The organism is Halomonas sp. 3D7M, from assembly GCF_014897885.1.
Taxonomy (GTDB): Bacteria; Pseudomonadota; Gammaproteobacteria; order Pseudomonadales; family Halomonadaceae; genus Vreelandella.
In genome coordinates this window covers 5,520-22,523 of sequence record NZ_JABUZF010000254.1, presented here as the reverse complement: position 1 = coordinate 22,523, position 17,004 = coordinate 5,520, and the positions used below count along the sequence as shown (strand labels likewise).

Sequence of the window (17,004 nt, the reverse complement as noted above, 5' to 3'; positions counted from 1 at the left end):
GTACCGCGACCTGGCTACCCGTATCGAGCAGCCACTCCATCTAGGCATTACCGAAGCTGGCGGCCTGCGTTCAGGTACGGTGAAGTCGTCGATTGGCCTTGGCATGCTGCTAATGGATGGCATTGGCGACACAATTCGCGTATCGCTCGCCGCCGATCCGGTGGAAGAAATTAAAGTCGGCTTTGACATGCTTAAAAGCCTAAGGCTGCGAGCCAAAGGCATTAATTTTATTGCCTGCCCCAGCTGCTCACGGCAGAATTTTGATGTTATTAGCACCATGAACCAGCTAGAAGAGCGGCTTGAAGACGTCATGACCCCACTGGACGTATCAGTGATTGGTTGCGTCGTTAATGGCCCAGGTGAAGCGAAAGAAACCGATATTGGCCTAACCGGCGGCTCCCCTGCCAACTTGGTGTACATCGATGGCAAACCTGCTAGCAAGCTGCGTAATGACCACTTGGTGGATGACCTTGAAAAGCTGATTCGCGATAAAGTACGCCAAAAACAGCAGCAAGAAGACGATATGATTGCGCGCAGCGTTTAAAAAAGCCGAGCAAGCGATACCCAACCTGGAGGCGGGCATAACCTTTTTTCCCCGCCCCAGTGTTGTCTCCCATACAAGGAGTTTTCATTGAGCAAGTCCGCCGCAAAAAAAATTCAAGCTATCCGTGGTATGAATGATTTATTGCCCTGCGAAAGCCCCCGCTGGCAATTTTTTGAAGCCAAGGTGCGTCAGTTGATGCATCGCTATGGCTTTGATGAAATCCGTACGCCCATTGTTGAACAAACGGCGCTATTTGCTCGCTCTATTGGTGAAGTCACCGATATTGTCGAAAAAGAGATGTATACGTTCGACGACCGCAACGGCGACAGCCTGACGCTGCGCCCCGAAGGTACGGCTAGCTGTGTACGGGCAGCGATGGAACATGGCTTGCTGCATAACCAAACGCAACGGTTGTGGTATCAGGGCCCAATGTTCCGCCACGAGCGTCCGCAAAAAGGCCGCTATCGTCAATTTCATCAGGTAGGCGTAGAAACGTACGGCTTTGATGGACCGGATATCGATGCGGAAGTCATTCTGCTTTCAGCGCGTCTATGGCAAGAGCTGGGCTTACTGGAGCATGTGACGCTAGAGCTTAACTCCCTAGGCTCCACAGAGGCGCGCGCGGCCTATCGCGATAAACTCGTCGCTTATTTTGATCAGCATCACGACGTCCTTGATGATGACTCTAAGCGCCGACTCACCAGCAACCCACTGCGCATTTTGGATTCCAAGAATCCAGCGATGGCGGAAATGCTCAACGGTGCGCCGCAGTTGATGGATCATTTGGACGATGAGTCGCGGACACATTTTGAACAACTCAAAGCAATGCTGGATGCAGCAGGAATTGACTACGTTGTTAACCCACGCCTAGTACGCGGTCTTGATTACTACTGCCGTACGGTATTTGAGTGGACGACCACGGCCCTAGGCAGCCAAGGCACGGTATGTGCAGGCGGCCGCTACGATGGCCTGGTCGAACAACTAGGCGGAAAGCCCACGCCAGCGGTTGGTTTTGCCATGGGTATCGAGCGCTTAATATTGCTGCTGGAAACATTAGACCTGATTCCAGAAGAAGCGCTAGGTGGCTGCGATGTTTATCTGCTACCCATGGATGACAACGCTACTATTGTCGCCCTCACCCTGGCTGAAAAGCTCCGTAGTGAGCTGCCAACCCTTAGGTTGCAGTTACACTGTGGTGGTGGCAGTTTTAAAAGCCGTATGAAAAAAGCGGACAAAAGCAACGCACCGATTGCCGTCTTATTGGGCGAAGATGAGCTAGCAGAGCAAGCCGTAACGCTTAAGTTCCTGCGTGATGATCGCGAACAGTTGCGCGTATCTCAGGCTGAGCTCACCGCGACACTGCAAAACCTAGTGCCCCACTAACCTTACTGCCTACTCTCTGGCAGACGAACACTCGCCAGCCGCCCTTGCGGCTGAGCTAAAGAACAGGAGGCCGCCCGTGGCGGAGCTGAGAAGCGAAGAAGAACAGCTAGAGGTAATTAAACGCTGGTGGAAAGAGAACGGAACCTCTCTCATAGCAGGGGCTGTTCTTGCTGCAGCGGGTGTGTTTGGCTGGAATGCATGGCAAAACTATCAAGAAGGCCAAGCAGAAGCCGCCTCCGTGCGTTATCAGCAACTCGTCAGTATGACCGCTGGTAACACTTTGGCAGATGATCAGTTAGCCAATGCCCGTGAGCTCATTGATGAAATCACCAGTGACCATGGCGACACCCTCTACGCAGAGTTAGCACAGCTGCTGGAAGCACGTTTAGCCGTTCAACAGGGCGATCTTGATGCAGCGAAAAGTGCGCTTGAGAACGTGGCTAGCGACTCCTCTCGCCGCTATGTGCAAAGCCTTGCATGGCTGAGATTAGCGCGCATTGAGATTGCAAACGGCAATCCACAAGCCGCCCTGAGTTTGTTAGATGAGTCGATTAGCGATGCTCTGGCAGCTCAACAGGCCAACGTGCGCGGCGACGCTTACGCTGCGCTAGACCAAACAGAACAAGCGCGAGACGCTTGGCAAACTGCGCTAGAACTGGCTCAAACCCAGAATCAGCCGCTTTACGGCGTACAGTTCAAGCTTGATGATCTCGGCGTCGAAGAGGTGACACAATGATCATGACCAGTCTTCCCAAATCGCTATTTTCAAAGCCTTCTGTGCGCATTACCGTCGGAGCCGTGGCACTCGCCTTGCTAGCAGGCTGTGCCAGTAAAGGCGAACCGGCTGACTCGCCTAAAGAGCTGCGTAGTTTTACAGCAACCTCAACGCTTAATGAGGTATGGGACAGAGACGTAGGCGACGGCCTTGGTCGTGCCCGTTACCCCATTGCTCCGGCTCGTGAAGGCGACAGCGTATTTGCTGCGGATGCCAATGGATTGGTCGCCGCCTTTAACGCCAATAACGGCAACCGCGAGTGGGAAATCGAGCTGGATACGCCTATTTCAAGCGCGCTTAACGCCATTGCAGGTCAAGTCTATTTAGGCACCCGTAACGGTGAAGTTATTTCCCTGGATCAGCGCGACGGTAGTGTCAATTGGCGCTCACGGGTCTCCAGTGAAGTGCTGGCAGCACCTCAAGCGAATCAACAGCTACTACTGGTGCAGAGCGTTGACGGCCAAATCACCGCGCTCGACCGTGTCACTGGCGAGGAGCGTTGGGTATATGCCAGCTCACAACCGTCGCTCACCCTTCGTGGTACCGGCACGCCAATGGTCATTGATCCTGTAAGCTTTGTTGGCTTTGCTAACGGACGACTAGCAACATTAGACAACCGCAATGGCCAACCACTGTGGGAGTTACAAATTGCGACTCCCCGCGGACGTAGCGACGTCGACAGGTTGGTTGATCTTGCCGGTCAGCCGGTAGTAACGCCTGATGGTCGACTTTTCGTTACTAGCTATAACGGTAGCGTTGTCGCTTTAGAAGCAACCCGCGGTGGCGTTCTATGGGAAAGCAACTTATCTAGCCGCCATACGCCTATTTTGGTAGGTAACATTCTGCTAGTGGTCACTGATGATAGCCACGTCGTTGGCCTGAATGCCGACAACGGACAGGAAGTGTGGCGTAACGATGACTTGGAAGACCGCCGGTTAACCGCACCTGCGTTTGCAGATGGCCGCGTGGTCGTCGGTGACTTCGAAGGCTACGTTCATCTACTTGATGCCCGCGAAGGCACGTTAGTAGGCCGTACGCGCGTGCACAAATCTGGCATCAGCGTGCGTCCTGCCACTGAAGGCAGCACCATTCATGTCCAGGCCAATAATGGTCGCCTGGAAACCCTGGAAGTAACTCCATGACACCCGTCATTGCTTTAGTCGGTCGGCCCAATGTGGGCAAATCGACGTTGTTTAACCGCCTAACCCGCTCACGCGATGCGCTCGTAGCGGACTTTCCTGGCCTTACCCGAGACCGTAAATACGGGAACGGAATGCTAGGCGGCAAAGCGTATACGGTGATTGATACCGGCGGCATCAGCGGTGACGAAGAAGGGATTGATGCGGCAATGGCCGAGCAGTCCCTGGCCGCCATTGATGAAGCCGATATTGTACTGTTTCTAGTAGACGCGCGCGCAGGGCTTAACGTGGCTGATGAGGCCATTGCGAACCATCTGCGCGTTAATCAGAAAAAAACCTGGCTGGTAGTCAACAAAACCGATGGTTTGGAAGAACATTCGGCCATGGCCGACTTCTGGACTTTAGGGCTTGGCGACCCATGGCCGATTGCTGCCGCCCATGGCCGCAATGTCTCACTGCTCATTGACACAGTGCTGGAGCCGTTTCCCGAGCGCGATCCCAGCATTCCTGGGGATACCGGCACCAAAGGCATTCGTATCGGTGTTATTGGCCGTCCCAACGTGGGTAAATCCACATTGGTTAATCGGCTGTTGGGCGAAGAGCGCGTTGTTGTATTCGATGAGGCGGGCACTACCCGCGATGCGATTGAAATCCCGTTCGAGCGTCGTGGTAAGCCCTACGTATTGGTTGATACTGCGGGTATTCGGCGGCGTAAGAACGTGCGCGAGATTGCTGAAAAGTTTTCCATTATCAAAACCCTGGATGCGATCAAAGAGTGTCACGTCGCCGTGATGGTACTCGATGCGCGCAGCGGTTTAGTTGAGCAAGATCTCCACCTGCTTGATTACGTGCTAACCACTGGCCGCGCGCTGGTGCTGGCCATCAACAAATGGGATGGACTGGAAAGCGACGCAAAAGAGAAAATGCGCGCAGAAATTAAGCGCCGCCTGGGCTTTGCTGAGTATGCCGAGATGCATTTTATCTCCGCCCTACACGGCACCGCTGTGGGTGACCTTTATCCTTCGATCGAACGAGCTTTCAATGCCGCGAACGCTCACTGGTCGACCAACCGATTGACCACTCTGCTTCAAGATGCGGTCAGCCAGCACCCGCCGCCCATGGTAAACGGCCGGCGTATCAAACTGCGCATGGCACACCAAGGTGGTAGCAATCCGCCTATCATCGTCGTGCATGGCAATCAGACTGAATCACTGCCGGAAGCCTATCGCCGCTATCTAACCAACACCTTCCGTAAAGTGTTGAAGGTTCGCGGTACGCCAATGCGCTTTGAGTTCCGTTCAGGCAGCAATCCGTTTGACCACATGGCAGGGGCAAGCGATAAAGAGAAAGCCAAAAAACGCGAGCTCAACCGTACTAAAGAAGCACGTAAAAGCCGCCGTTAATGCTAGCTCATTAATCTACCAAACGCCTGCTGACCTTCATCAGCAGGCGTTTTGGTTGATGGCCCCCATTACCGAGTAATTTTGCTTGACTGCTATCCGCACTAGCCCTCAAATAGCCGCGTTTTTCGGCAATCGCCACTCATACCTATTGCCCTTCTTAGGAGAGATATTATTAATGCACTACGCAATTAAACGCGGGCGCGGCTTGCTCTTGCTGCTGATGGCAAGCTTGCTAGCAGGTTGCCTTGCCCTGCCCCAAACAGGCTTATTTGCCTTTCGCTTGGCGGTAACATCACTGGGCATTGAAGAGGTGCGTATTGGCCCTTATAACGTGCAAGCAGGGCTTGATACTAGCGACCTGACAAGTTTGCTTGCGTCTAGCCTTGGCGCTGGCAGCTTGCCCGTTCAGGCCACCTTAGCGATGGGCCTTGGCTTACCTACCGGTATGCCCGCTGTTGAGATGTCGGGTTTCCGTTGGATGCTCGATATGCCGGGGGTCGATCCAGTGCAAGGCCAATATCAAGAGGATGTAACACTAACATCAGGGGAAGACTCAACGTTACGTCTACCGGTATCGTTTGACATCCTGGCTACCGACACCCAGCGTATGATGCCAATGCTAGAACTCGCCAGTCAGTTAGCCACCCAGGGCTCACTACCGCCTGGCAGTGAGCTTGCTATCACGCCAGGAGACCTGCGTGGACTGGGTATGACATTACCTGCAGGGCTTTTAACGCCGACCATTCGCCTGAACGTAGGCGCCGACGGCCAGTTAACGCCTGTGCGTTAAGCCTGACGACTTCCTCCATGAAGCCGTTTGCGGCCCACCCACTGGGCTGCAAACTGCCAAGCCGTTCGGCCACTACGCCCTCCTCTTAGTGTTGCAAAACGAACCGCTTCTGCCCGTGCGGCCTCGCTCCAATCCTGCTTATCACCAATACGAGCCACCCAGTGCTCACAGACCTCTAAGTAAGTCGCTTGGCTGAAGGGATGAAAACCTAACCATAAGCCGAAGCGATCCGACAACGAGATCTTTTCCTCAACAGCGTCACCGTGATGTAGCTCTTCACCCACAAGACGCGTACCGCTATTGTCGTCCATGGATTCCGGCAGTAAATGGCGGCGGTTAGAAGTGGCATACAACAAGACGTTTTCCGGCGGCCCCGTTAAGGCGCCGTCTAAGACGCTTTTTAGCGCCTTGTAAGCATCGTCATTGCCTTCAAACGAAAGATCGTCGCAATACACCACGAAACGATGTGGCGTATCGCGCAACTGCTCTACCAATATCGGCAGACTACCCAAATCGTGGCGATCCACTTGAATCAAGCGCAGCCCATCATCCGCCAACGAGTTAAGTAGCGCGCGGATCACCGATGACTTCCCGCTGCCACGTGATCCCCACAGCAAACCATGGTTGGCGGGTAGCCCCTGCAAAAATGCACGGGTGTTATCGACTAACGCTAATTTTTGACGCTCGATGCCTAACAGATCATCCAGTGTCATCGTGTCGCGCGGTGGCACGGGTACCAAGCGACCACCTAACGGATGGCGCTGCCAAATAGCCGCTACATGCTTATCCCAATCCACTTGGGTCGGCGCAGGCGGCAACCAATGTTCTACGTGGTCCAGCAACCGCGTTAAGCGGTGGCTCAATTCAGCATCCATGATTGTCCTCAGAGTGCGTTATGATATGAGTTGATTTACCACTGACAGTGGTTATCTTGTGTGCAAAGATCCCTACTCGTCTATAAGGAAACTGCCTATGCGCTGGCTTCGTCCCTTGGCTGTTACTGCGCTGTGTGCTGCTGTCGCAGCATGCTCCACCTCACCTACCGGTCGTTCTCAGTTACTGCTGCTTTCAGATGATCAGCTCAATCAAATGGGCCGGCAAGCCTTTGCACAATATCAACGAGATATTCCCACCGCAGGTCAGGCAAGCCATCGCTATGTTCAGTGCATTACCGATGCCATTGTAGAGGTGTTGCCAGCCGAACAGCGTAATCTTGATTGGCAAATTCGTGTCTTTGAATCTGAACAGCCCAACGCCTTTGCGCTGCCCGGTGGCTACATGGGCGTGAATACGGGCATGCTCAATATCGCTACCAATCAAAACCAGCTAGCCTCGGTTGTCGGCCACGAAATTGGCCACGTCATTGCGAATCATGCCAACGAGCGTGCCTCAACGAAAAGCGCAACGTCACTTGGCTTATCGGTACTTGCCAGCACCTCCGGCATGCAAACTCCGGGTGGCCAACAGCTAATGGGGGTACTGGGGATGGGAGCGGAATACGGTATTGCGTTGCCGTTCTCCCGTAGTCATGAAAGTGAAGCTGATGTTATCGGCCTTCAGTTAATGGCCCAAGCCGGTTTTGATCCACGGGAAAGCGTTACCGTTTGGGAAAACATGCAGGCAGCCTCTGGCGGTGGTGCTCCACCCGCCTGGATGTCGACGCACCCAAGTGAAGGGCAGCGTATTGAAGGGCTTCAAGCCAACATGAATAACGCGTTGGCAAGCTACGAGCAGGCGCGCAATAGCGGCCGCACCCCCAACTGCCCACGCCCCTAGGCACCTTAATATTGAGGTTTGAATGATTCGACTTGGTTTATTGCTGCTTGTCTTGCCGATTTTAGTGTTGCTCGGCGTCTATTTCTGGGAACTTGGTGACGTACGCGCTTGTCAGCTCGACGGTGGGCATTGGGACTACCTGACAAATGTGTGCCGTGACACGCCGCAGCCCTTTGTATCGTGGCTTGAGCGCTCACCGCTGCTGGTTAACGGCGGTATGCTGGTCTCTGTGGCTGGTCTCGTTATGTGCATGATTGGCTTTTACACCAAATCTCGCTAAACATGCGAGAACAACCAGCATTAACCAATAAAGGCAGCCGCAATGGCTGCCTTTTGTTTGTTGAACACTCGCAAGCTAGCTAGTCACTGGCGACGTTCAACGATTGCCTTAACAGCGTGCGCACCGGGGCTGTTGCGGGTCGCAGGTTACGCCATAAAAAGAAAGATTCAGCAGCTTGCTCAACCAGCATACCCAAGCCATCGAGCAACTTGGCGCCGCGAGGCCCTGCCCACTGCAAAAACACCGTGGGTTCTGAGCCATACATCATGTCGTAGGCCCAAGCACCCTGGTTAAATAGGCTATCCGGTAACGGCGGCAAATCCCCCGTAAGGCTAGCGCTGGTGCCATTGATCACCAGATCAAACTGGCCTTCTAACGTCTCGAACCCACCGCCATGAAGGGTGCCTAAGTCGGCAAAGGCATCTGCTAATTGGGCGGCTTTTGCCGCCGTTCGATTGACGATAACAACGTCACTGGGTTGTTCGGCAAGTAGCGGTTCAAGTATGCCACGCACTGCACCACCGGCACCGATCACCAGCACGCGTTTATCCTTAATGGGTACGTGATGGTATCCAAGGTCACGCACAAGTCCAATGCCATCCGTGGTGTCACCGTAAGTACGGCCATTGCCGCCGACAATTAGTGTATTCACTGCCTGAGCACGCTTGGCGCGGTGGCTCAGGGTATCGCACAGCGCAAAGGCATCGCCTTTGAACGGGACGGTCACGTTCGCCCCTCGACCACCCGCTGCCACAAACTCTCGCCAGGCACTGACAAAACCTTCCACCGGTGCAAGTTCGGCGGTATAGGTCATAGGTTGCTGAGTTTGGTTAGCAAACTCTTCGTGAATTAATGGCGACTTAGAGTGCTTAATCGGGTTTCCAAAGACACAGTAACGGTCGGTCATACAGGCTCCTTACACTTTACCCAACTGGGTGGCTTCGGCTAGCCAATCGCGTGGTACCAAGTAGTCGTGCAATTTAGCCTCTCGGCTGCCCTCGGGCGGTGTAAATGCGTACTCCCAACGGGCTAGCGGCGGCATCGACATCAAGATGGATTCGGTGCGCCCGCCGCTTTGCAAGCCAAACAGAGTGCCCCTATCCCACACTAAGTTAAATTCCACATAGCGGCCACGGCGATAAAGCTGAAAATCACGCTCTTTTTCACCCCAAGCATCACCCTTACGGCGCTCTACAATCGGTACGTAGGCGTCCAGAAAGCTGTCGCCCACCGCACGCTGAAAAGCAAAACAGTCGTCGAAACTGCCTTCATTTAAATCATCGAAAAACAGTCCACCAACACCACGTGTCTCGTCGCGATGCTTAAGATAGAAGTACTCATCGCACCATGCTTTGTAGCGCGGATACACCTCTTCGCCAAATGGCACGCAGGCAGCCTGGGCAACCCGATGCCAGTGCACAACATCTTCAAACACCGGGTAGTAAGGCGTTAGATCAAAGCCGCCACCAAACCACCATACCGGCGCTTCACCCGTTTTTTCAGCAATAAAGAAACGGACATTTCCGTGGCTTGTCGGCACATTAGGATTTTCAGGATGGAGCACCCAGGAAACACCCACCGCATGAAAGCTGCGTCCGGCTAGTTCCGGTCGTGCAGCCGTCGCCGAGGGGGGCAACTGAGCCCCGTAAACATGCGAGAAATTAACACCACCTTTCTCGAAAACAGCGCCTTCTTCGATGACCCTTGAACGTCCGCCACCGCCTTCTTCACGCTGCCAGCTATCTTCTTTAAATGTCGCTTTTCCATCAGCAGCGGCAAGCCCGGCGCACAACCGTTCCTGAAGATCCAGAAGGTAATGTTTAACGTCGTCTAGGTGCTCGTGAGCCACAGTAACTCCAAAGAGGTTGGGTATAAGTGTGATTGGTAAGTAGTCAACGGCAGAGACAGCTCAAGGCGCTTCGCTATGAACGCATTACTTTGCCCGTCACCAGGTCTTTGATAGTGCTGGGCTTTGCGTTTCCTCCAAGCTCACCCGCGACAATCGCGGCGACCTCCTCACCGAAAATGGTCGCGACTTCGTCAGCGCTCATGGCGGGTGGGTCGCCCGCGCGATTAGCGGAGGTAGAGACTAGCGGGCCACCAAAGGCCTCACAGAGCGCCTTCATCAGCGGATGGTCGGTCACCCGCAGAGCCACACTCTGATGGGCACCGCGCACTAAACCGTGACTACGGCCATTGTCAGGCACTAGCCAGGTATTAGGGCCAGGCCAGCTGGCCGCTAAGGGTGCATGCAGCGCAACTGGCAGTTGGTTTAGCCAAGGCTGAAATTGCTGAATATTCGCAGCAACAAGAATCACCCCTTTGGCGGGATCACGCTCTTTCATACGCATCAAATGCGCTAACGCTTCATCGTTATCTGGGTCACAGCTCAGCCCCCAGACTGCTTCGGTGGGGCAGGCGATAACGCCCCCCTCTTTTAATGCTCGTACCGCCTCTTTAACCTCAACAGCCGATTTCATAGATGCTCCTCGTTACAAACGCGGCCCCTCATCACCTGAGATTGATACATCTTCAGTAGATGAAAAACGGTTACTTACATCCTACCATGGCCGCGTCAAACGCACCCAGCCGCCCGCTTGCTGCGCCACTTTGCCATCAAGTTCCAGCATCAATAACCGTTGTTGGCATTCACTGACCGTAAGGCCCGCGCTCTGAACCAATATATCAATTGGCGTTGGCGTTGCGCCCAGCGCGCTTAGTAGATTGTCCTTAGGCTCATCGTCTTCGATAGGCAAATCAAGGCTTGCGTTGTCAGCGATAGCACGTGGACCGGTTGGCATATAGCGTTCAGCCCAGTGCTGCAACTCTTCTAAAATATCGTCTACATGACGCACCAGCGTCGCACCGCTACGTAATAACTGCAGGCAACCACGAGCCTGCACGTTATGTAGCGACCCAGGCAATGCAAACAGCTCACGGTCTTGTTCAAGGGCTAATCGTGCGCTTACCAATGAGCCGCTCTTCTCAGTCGCTTCGACCACTAACGTACCTAATGAAAGGCCGGTCACAATTCGGTTCCGTCGAGGAAAGAAGGCTGGCCGAGCAACGGTTCCTGGCGGATGCTCGGATAATAACAAGCCTCCTGGCACGCTACTTAGCTGCTCATGTAAATCACGGTGACGGGGCGGATAAATGACATCAACGCCACAGCCAAGCACCGCAATCGACTGCCCACCTGCCGCTAACGCTGCGCGCTGCGCGACCCCATCAACCCCGAGAGCCATACCGCTGACGATGCACCAGCCACGATTAACAAGCTCTCTGGCAAACGCCTGAGCATTACCGCTTCCTTCAGCAGTGGGACGCCGAGTGCCCACCATAGCCAGTTTTGGGCCATCTAGTGCACTAAGATCACCTTGTGCCCAAAGCACCACAGGTGGGTCCGGCAATTGATCGAGCAACTCAGGCCATGCGGGATGATTGCGATGGAGCAAATGGCGATTAGGCGCGGCCGCCAGCCATGCGAAGGTATGGTCGACAGCCTGCTGCAACGGGCTTCGCTCTGGCTGCGCTAACCAAAGTCGCAGAGCACTCGCGGCATTGCTGGGCAGCCCAGCAAGCCAGCCATGGGGCCATTGAGGCTGTTTGGCGGCCAGCGCTGCGGTGCGAAGCGCCCCCATACCCGGTAGCTCATTCACCACTAGCCACTCCTTGGCATCCATACCTATCCCCTGTCAGTTGTGTGGCGTTTAGCGTACTGGCGCGTGTATCCGGTCTCCAACCGCTAAAACGTTCGATGCCTGCATCACCAACGCATAGCTCATCAGGCTATACGGCTTTACCACCATGACTCTTCCCGCCTCAGTGGCGGGTAGTTGCAGAAGCTCCTGGCTACGCGGGTCATTAACAAGTTCGCCCTGCTGGCCAACATGTAATACATGACCGGGCTGCAAGCCATCCTGAGTACCAATATCCAGTGCCACTATTTGTAAGCGTCCAATAAAGCGCACTCCGCCAGGTACCGCAATAATCTGGCCAGCGACATCGTTCAACGGTAAACGAGGCTGAAAGCTATTTTCTGACGACTGAGATTCAAACAGCGGGGCATCAAGCGGCAGCAAAATATCGTTATTACGCACTTCCTGGTAAGCACTGAGTACTTCTAAGCGGGCAATATCTCCCTCACTGCTGAGCTGGCGCGCTTCGCCAATATTGATTAACTCCGTACCCAACGGGGTACCCTCAGCGGAAACATAACGCTCGCCCGGACGATAAATACCTAAACGCGCGTTGGACGGTAGTACGCCGCGCGCATACAGCGTATCGCCTGCACCACTCATCAAGCGTTGATTCTCACCGCCCACGACGTAGGCCAGTTCCCGTATAGGCGCGCCTGGCTCTACGACGCGATGCTCTCGCAAAAACGCCCGGATCGTTTCCATCGGCAGCGGCGCCATTGCCTGTTGCTGAGGAACGGCGCGCATTTGGGGAGAAAGCTTTACCACCCGCTGCGGAGATTCCCACGCCAATGCGGCGGTCGTCATAAGCGTCAAACATGCCAACGACGCGCTATAATAAAGAAACCTTTTCGCCACTGCCCTTTTCACCACCATCCTGTGCTCTCTTGTCAGTTATGGGTGAAGCCGTTGAGGGGAGCTGCATGGCGTTGTACGTGCCCAGGAACGCTTACAGCATGATATAGTGGCCGATAGTAAAGCACTTAGGCCTGCCAACACAGGTGGCAAGGCCTGCTCATATTAAAGACTCAGCATAACGGTGATTGTAACGCCATGGCCAAACTTCCTATTCTCGAATTCCCCGACGAGCGCCTGCGCACCAAGGCTGCACCGGTGGAAACCGTTGACGATGAGGTCCGCCAGCTCGTCGACGATATGTTGGAGACCATGTACGACGCGCGCGGCATCGGCCTTGCAGCGACACAAATCGATGTTCATCGACGTGTCGTAGTAATGGATGTCAGCGACGATAACTCGCAGCCGCTCGTACTTATTAATCCGCGCTACGAGCCGATTGGTGACGAAAAAGAGCCGCTTTCTGAAGGCTGTCTATCCATTCCCGAATACTACGCTGAAGTCCCGCGCTATTTAAAAGTAAAGCTGAACGCGCTAGACCGCAGTGGTGAGCCCTACGAGCTAGAAGCCGATGGCTTATTAGCCCACTGCATTCAGCATGAGTATGACCATTTGGAAGGCGTGCTTTTTGTTGACTACTTATCACCCCTAAAGCGTGACCGAGTGATGAAAAAGATGCAGAAACGCCACAAGCTATTAAACGACGCATAAACCAACCTACGCCGTGTTATTGCTGGCCGAGCTGACACGCTGCAAACGCACAGAATGTTATTGCTGGTGCGTTGTAGCGTTGCTTCTCGGCCTTTATTTGTTTCCCCCACGGCACACGATTACTTTCCCCCTTCAATGCTAGGTAGTCATCACCATGTCACAGTTGCGCGTTGTTTTTGCTGGCACGCCTGATTTCGCCGCTTCAAGCCTTGCTGCCGTGCTCGAAAGTCAGCATCAAGTGGTAGCGGTCTATACTCAACCTGACCGCCCAGCAGGCCGCGGGCGCAAGCTCACCCCCAGCCCCGTCAAGCAGCTCGCTGTTGAGCATGGGCTACCTGTCTACCAGCCCGTCAGCTTAAAAGGCACTGATGCCCAAGCGGAATTAGCAGCATTGAATGCCGACGTAATGGTTGTCGTTGCTTACGGGCTACTACTGCCACAGGCCGTGCTCGACATTCCCCGCTTAGGCTGCATCAACGTGCACGCATCGCTGCTACCACGCTGGCGAGGTGCCGCCCCCATCCAACGCGCTATTGAAGCCGGTGATAGCGCATCAGGCGTCACCATTATGCAAATGGATGCGGGCCTGGATACCGGTGAGATGCTGTATGAAGTTCGTACGCCGATCACCTCGCGCACCACGGGCGGGGACTTGCATGATCGGCTGGCCATTCAAGGGGCGAATGCGCTGATTAACGTGCTGGATGCGCTGGACAGCAACGATTTAAAAGCAACACCTCAGCCTGACGAGGGCGTCACCTACGCCGCCAAGCTCAGCAAGGCGGAAGCCGAGCTGGACTTTCATCAGCCCGCTGAACAACTGGCGCGCAAAATCCGTGCGTTTAACCCGTGGCCAGTGGCTTGGTGCACGTTAGGCAATGATCGCTTACGTTTGTTGATGGCCAGTGTTGAACCAGGTGAACAGCCTCCCACTACGCCCGGCACACTACTCCAACATGGCGAGGATCACCTGCGCATTGCCTGTGGCGAGCAAGGCCAAGAAGTACTGTGCGTTAGCCATGCCCAGTTACCTGGTGGTAAAGCGATGGCCGTGCGCGACCTGCTTAACGCCCGTCAAACCCCGCTTACCGTCGGCGCACGCCTTGGGCACGCCGCCGCTCATCAAGGAGTTAGTGAATGAGCCAGAATCGCCCACCCAAAGGCGGCAGCGGCCAGGAAGTTCGCGCCGCGGCCGCCCGCGCGCTAGTCCCTGTTTTGACTGACCAAGGCTCGCTAGCCGGGCTAGATGAGCACAGTGTGATTGCCCGCGACCGCAGCCTGTTAAAAGAGCTGTGTTACGGTACTTGCCGACGCTTGCCGCGCCTGGAAGCGTTGGCTGGCGCACTGCTCAAGCAGCCTTTTAAAAAGCGCGATAGTGATGTTCACGCCTTGTTACTGGTAGGAATCTACCAGCTGCTTTATATGCGTATTCCGGCCCACGCGGCGGTTGGCGAAACCGCTGGCGCCGCTCGCCTGCTAGGCAAAGAGTGGGCCACCCGAGTGCTTAACGGCTGGCCGCGCCGCCTCCAGCGTGAATCCGAAGAGCTTCAAGCCGCTGTTGACCTAGATGAGAGCGTTGCCCTGGAGCACCCGCCCTGGCTGCTTAATGCGTTGCGCAGCGCTTGGCCTGAACAGTGGCGCGCCATTGCCGCAGCGAACAATGAACCAGGCCCCATGACGCTGAGAGTCAATCAGCACTACAACGACCGTGAAGCCTATTTACAACAGCTGACTGAGCAGGGGTTAAGTGGGCACCTATGCCTACACGCGCCGGATGGCATTACCTTGGATGCACCCTGTGATGTCTCCATACTTCCCGGCTTTGAAGAAGGTCATGTCAGCGTCCAAGACGAAGCGGCTCAGCTTTCTGCCGCACTGTTAGGGCCTGCATTAGCCCCCCGTCCAGGCGCCCACGTTCTCGATGCTTGCTGTGCGCCTGGCGGTAAAACTGCCCACCTATTAGAGCAGTTTGATATTGCTCTGACGGCCATTGATAGCGACAACCAGCGCCTAGGCCGTGTAGACGATACACTGAACCGCCTAGGCTTAACGGCAGAACTGCAGCACGCTGATGCTACCCAGCAAGACTGGTGGAATGGCGCGCCTTTTGACGCGATTTTGCTTGATGCGCCCTGTTCTGGCACGGGCGTTATTCGTCGTCATCCCGATATTAAAAAACTGCGCCGTAAAGAGGATATTCGCCAGCTCGCTAAGCTACAGCGCCAACTGCTGGATAATCTTTGGCCACTACTCCGCCCAGGCGGTACCTTGCTATACGCCACCTGTTCAGTGCTGCCCGAGGAAAACGCTGAGCAAATCAAGGCATTTCTTGACCGCACGCCCGATGCAAAAGTCACCACGCCAAATGACGTGGCCTGGGGCGAACCAAGCGGCCAAGGACGTCAACTGTTTCCCGCGCAAAGCAGTCATGATGGCTTTTTTTATGCCAGACTAGAGAAGCGTACTGCTTAATATACCGCCCCTACCGGGGTGGTGAACCGATGACAAGGATGGAGACACTATGAGTACTCACACTTATAAGCATATCGAGCTAACCGGTTCTTCTGAAAAGGGAATTGAAGAAGCTGTGCAAAGTGCCCTCGCCAAAGCATCAGAAACCATTCATAACTTACGCTGGTTCGAAGTCACCGACACTCGTGGCCATATCGAGGACGGCCGTGTCGCTCACTGGCAGGTCACGATAAAAGTTGGCTTCACACTCGAGTAATCCCTACCTGCTTTTCAACGGCGGCTGGTTTACACTGGCCGCCGTCTTTATTGCAGCGCACATATCTCTTGCCGAGAACGCGCTGGCGCTTACAACGGAACCGATGCTTAGCAATGAAAATCATCATTCTCGGCGCCGGCCAGGTCGGCGGCACCTTAGCGGAGCACCTTGCCCGCGAGGAAAACGATATTACTGTCGTCGATACCGACGGCGCGAAACTGCGCGAGCTGCACACTAAACTGGATATTCGCACCGTGACGGGCGCGGCTTCGTATCCCATTGTGCTGCGTCAGGCGGGCTGTGAAGACGCCGATATGTTGATTGCGGTGACCAACACCGATGAAATCAACATGATCGCCTGCCAAGTCGCCCATACCCTGTTTCGCACGCCTACCAAAATTGCCCGCGTACGCTCAACCGCCTACCTCACCCGTAAGGGATTGTTTGCCCACGAAGCGATTCCTATTGATGTACTGATCAGCCCTGAACAAGTAGTCACGGATCATGTTCGCCGCCTAATTGAGCACCCCGGTGCGTTGCAGGTGTTGGAGTTTGCCGGTGGTTTGGTGCAGCTGGTGGCGGTCAAGGCGTTCTATGGTGGCCCGTTGGTGGGACAGGATTTAGCCTTTTTAGCCAAGCACATGCCCAATGTGGAAACACGCGTGGCGGCAATTTATCGCCGCAACCGACCGATTATTCCCCGTGGCGATACGGTGATTGAAGCCGACGACGAGGTGTTTTTCCTGGCCGCACGGCGTGATATTCGCGCGGTAATGAGCGAACTACGCCGCGTTGAACGGGATTTCCGGCGGGTGGTGATTGCTGGTGGCGGCAATATCGGTGAACGCCTAGCCGAACACTTGGAGCACAGCCATCAGGTCAAGATTATCGAGCACAGTTTAGAGCGCTGTACTGCGCTTTC

The 17,004-nt window shown here is 54.8% G+C and carries 19 protein-coding genes; 13 read left to right on the top strand and 6 right to left on the bottom strand.

What is annotated here, in order from left to right; all coding sequences use genetic code 11:
* The 6 genes from INT22_RS21215 to INT22_RS15755 all read left to right on the top strand — a co-directional run.
* Positions 1-544: flavodoxin-dependent (E)-4-hydroxy-3-methylbut-2-enyl-diphosphate synthase (locus INT22_RS21215; protein WP_226912803.1), on the top strand; the 544-nt coding region annotated here is incomplete at its 5' end.
* Positions 545-631: 87 nt separating this feature from the next.
* Positions 632-1,927: a histidine--tRNA ligase gene (gene hisS / locus INT22_RS15775; RefSeq protein WP_193068532.1), complete on the top strand. Its 1,296-nt coding sequence runs from the start codon at positions 632-634 to the stop codon at positions 1,925-1,927.
* A 76-nt stretch (positions 1,928-2,003) separates the two neighbouring features.
* Complete coding sequence (locus INT22_RS15770; protein WP_193068531.1) at positions 2,004-2,663, top strand: YfgM family protein; 660 nt, start codon at positions 2,004-2,006, stop codon at positions 2,661-2,663.
* Entirely contained in the window at positions 2,660-3,844 is a 1,185-nt protein-coding gene (bamB, locus tag INT22_RS15765; protein WP_089039146.1) for an outer membrane protein assembly factor BamB, read from the top strand. The genes INT22_RS15770 and bamB overlap by 4 nt, the downstream gene beginning before the upstream one ends.
* Positions 3,841-5,244 (top strand): ribosome biogenesis GTPase Der, encoded by a 1,404-nt coding sequence (gene der, locus INT22_RS15760; protein ID WP_089039147.1) that lies wholly within the window; start codon positions 3,841-3,843, stop codon positions 5,242-5,244. The genes bamB and der overlap by 4 nt, the downstream gene beginning before the upstream one ends.
* 175 nt (positions 5,245-5,419) lie before the next feature.
* On the top strand, positions 5,420-6,034 hold the full coding sequence (locus tag INT22_RS15755) for a hypothetical protein (RefSeq protein ID WP_193068530.1): 615 nt from the start codon (positions 5,420-5,422) through the stop codon (positions 6,032-6,034).
* On the opposite strand, the gene INT22_RS15750 is transcribed toward INT22_RS15755, so the two are convergent.
* Positions 6,031-6,909: an ATP-binding protein gene (locus INT22_RS15750; RefSeq protein WP_193068529.1), complete on the bottom strand. Its 879-nt coding sequence runs from the start codon at positions 6,907-6,909 to the stop codon at positions 6,031-6,033. The two genes, INT22_RS15755 and INT22_RS15750, sit on opposite strands and share 4 nt — an antisense overlap.
* A 97-nt stretch (positions 6,910-7,006) precedes the next feature.
* Here INT22_RS15750 and INT22_RS15745 point away from each other — a divergent pair, with 97 nt between their 5' ends.
* Together INT22_RS15745 and INT22_RS15740 are read left to right on the top strand one after the other, a co-directional pair.
* Positions 7,007-7,810: a M48 family metallopeptidase gene (locus INT22_RS15745; protein ID WP_125745605.1), complete on the top strand. Its 804-nt coding sequence runs from the start codon at positions 7,007-7,009 to the stop codon at positions 7,808-7,810.
* A 22-nt stretch (positions 7,811-7,832) separates the two neighbouring features.
* Positions 7,833-8,090 (top strand): hypothetical protein, encoded by a 258-nt coding sequence (locus tag INT22_RS15740; protein ID WP_193068528.1) that lies wholly within the window; start codon positions 7,833-7,835, stop codon positions 8,088-8,090.
* A gap of 79 nt (positions 8,091-8,169) precedes the next feature.
* Here the strand turns inward: INT22_RS15740 and aroE are convergent, their stop codons facing one another.
* From aroE to INT22_RS15715, 5 genes are all read right to left on the bottom strand, one after another.
* Positions 8,170-8,997 (bottom strand): shikimate dehydrogenase, encoded by an 828-nt coding sequence (gene aroE / locus INT22_RS15735; RefSeq protein ID WP_193068527.1) that lies wholly within the window; start codon positions 8,995-8,997, stop codon positions 8,170-8,172.
* A 9-nt stretch (positions 8,998-9,006) separates the two neighbouring features.
* Positions 9,007-9,939 (bottom strand): oxygen-dependent coproporphyrinogen oxidase, encoded by a 933-nt coding sequence (hemF, locus tag INT22_RS15730; protein ID WP_193068526.1) that lies wholly within the window; start codon positions 9,937-9,939, stop codon positions 9,007-9,009.
* Between the two features lie 73 nt (positions 9,940-10,012).
* Positions 10,013-10,570: an L-threonylcarbamoyladenylate synthase gene (locus INT22_RS15725; RefSeq protein ID WP_193068525.1), complete on the bottom strand. Its 558-nt coding sequence runs from the start codon at positions 10,568-10,570 to the stop codon at positions 10,013-10,015.
* Between the two features lie 81 nt (positions 10,571-10,651).
* Complete coding sequence (dprA, locus tag INT22_RS15720) at positions 10,652-11,773, bottom strand: DNA-processing protein DprA (RefSeq protein ID WP_193068524.1); 1,122 nt, start codon at positions 11,771-11,773, stop codon at positions 10,652-10,654.
* A gap of 27 nt (positions 11,774-11,800) precedes the next feature.
* Complete coding sequence (locus INT22_RS15715) at positions 11,801-12,664, bottom strand: peptidoglycan-binding protein (RefSeq protein ID WP_193068523.1); 864 nt, start codon at positions 12,662-12,664, stop codon at positions 11,801-11,803.
* 177 nt (positions 12,665-12,841) lie between these two features.
* Here INT22_RS15715 and def point away from each other — a divergent pair, with 177 nt between their 5' ends.
* The 5 genes from def to trkA all read left to right on the top strand — a co-directional run.
* Positions 12,842-13,354, top strand: coding sequence for a peptide deformylase (def, locus tag INT22_RS15710; RefSeq protein ID WP_125745592.1), 513 nt, complete (start codon positions 12,842-12,844; stop codon positions 13,352-13,354).
* 154 nt (positions 13,355-13,508) lie between these two features.
* A complete protein-coding gene (gene fmt / locus INT22_RS15705; RefSeq protein ID WP_089039155.1) occupies positions 13,509-14,495 on the top strand; it encodes a methionyl-tRNA formyltransferase in 987 nt (328 codons plus the stop codon).
* Entirely contained in the window at positions 14,492-15,826 is a 1,335-nt protein-coding gene (gene rsmB / locus INT22_RS15700) for a 16S rRNA (cytosine(967)-C(5))-methyltransferase RsmB (protein ID WP_193068522.1), read from the top strand. The genes fmt and rsmB overlap by 4 nt, the downstream gene beginning before the upstream one ends.
* 49 nt (positions 15,827-15,875) lie before the next feature.
* Complete coding sequence (locus INT22_RS15695) at positions 15,876-16,082, top strand: dodecin (RefSeq protein WP_038481393.1); 207 nt, start codon at positions 15,876-15,878, stop codon at positions 16,080-16,082.
* Positions 16,083-16,195: 113 nt separating this feature from the next.
* Positions 16,196-17,004, top strand: an 809-nt coding sequence (gene trkA, locus INT22_RS21210) for a Trk system potassium transporter TrkA (RefSeq protein WP_226912801.1), incomplete at its 3' end; no start/stop codon positions are given.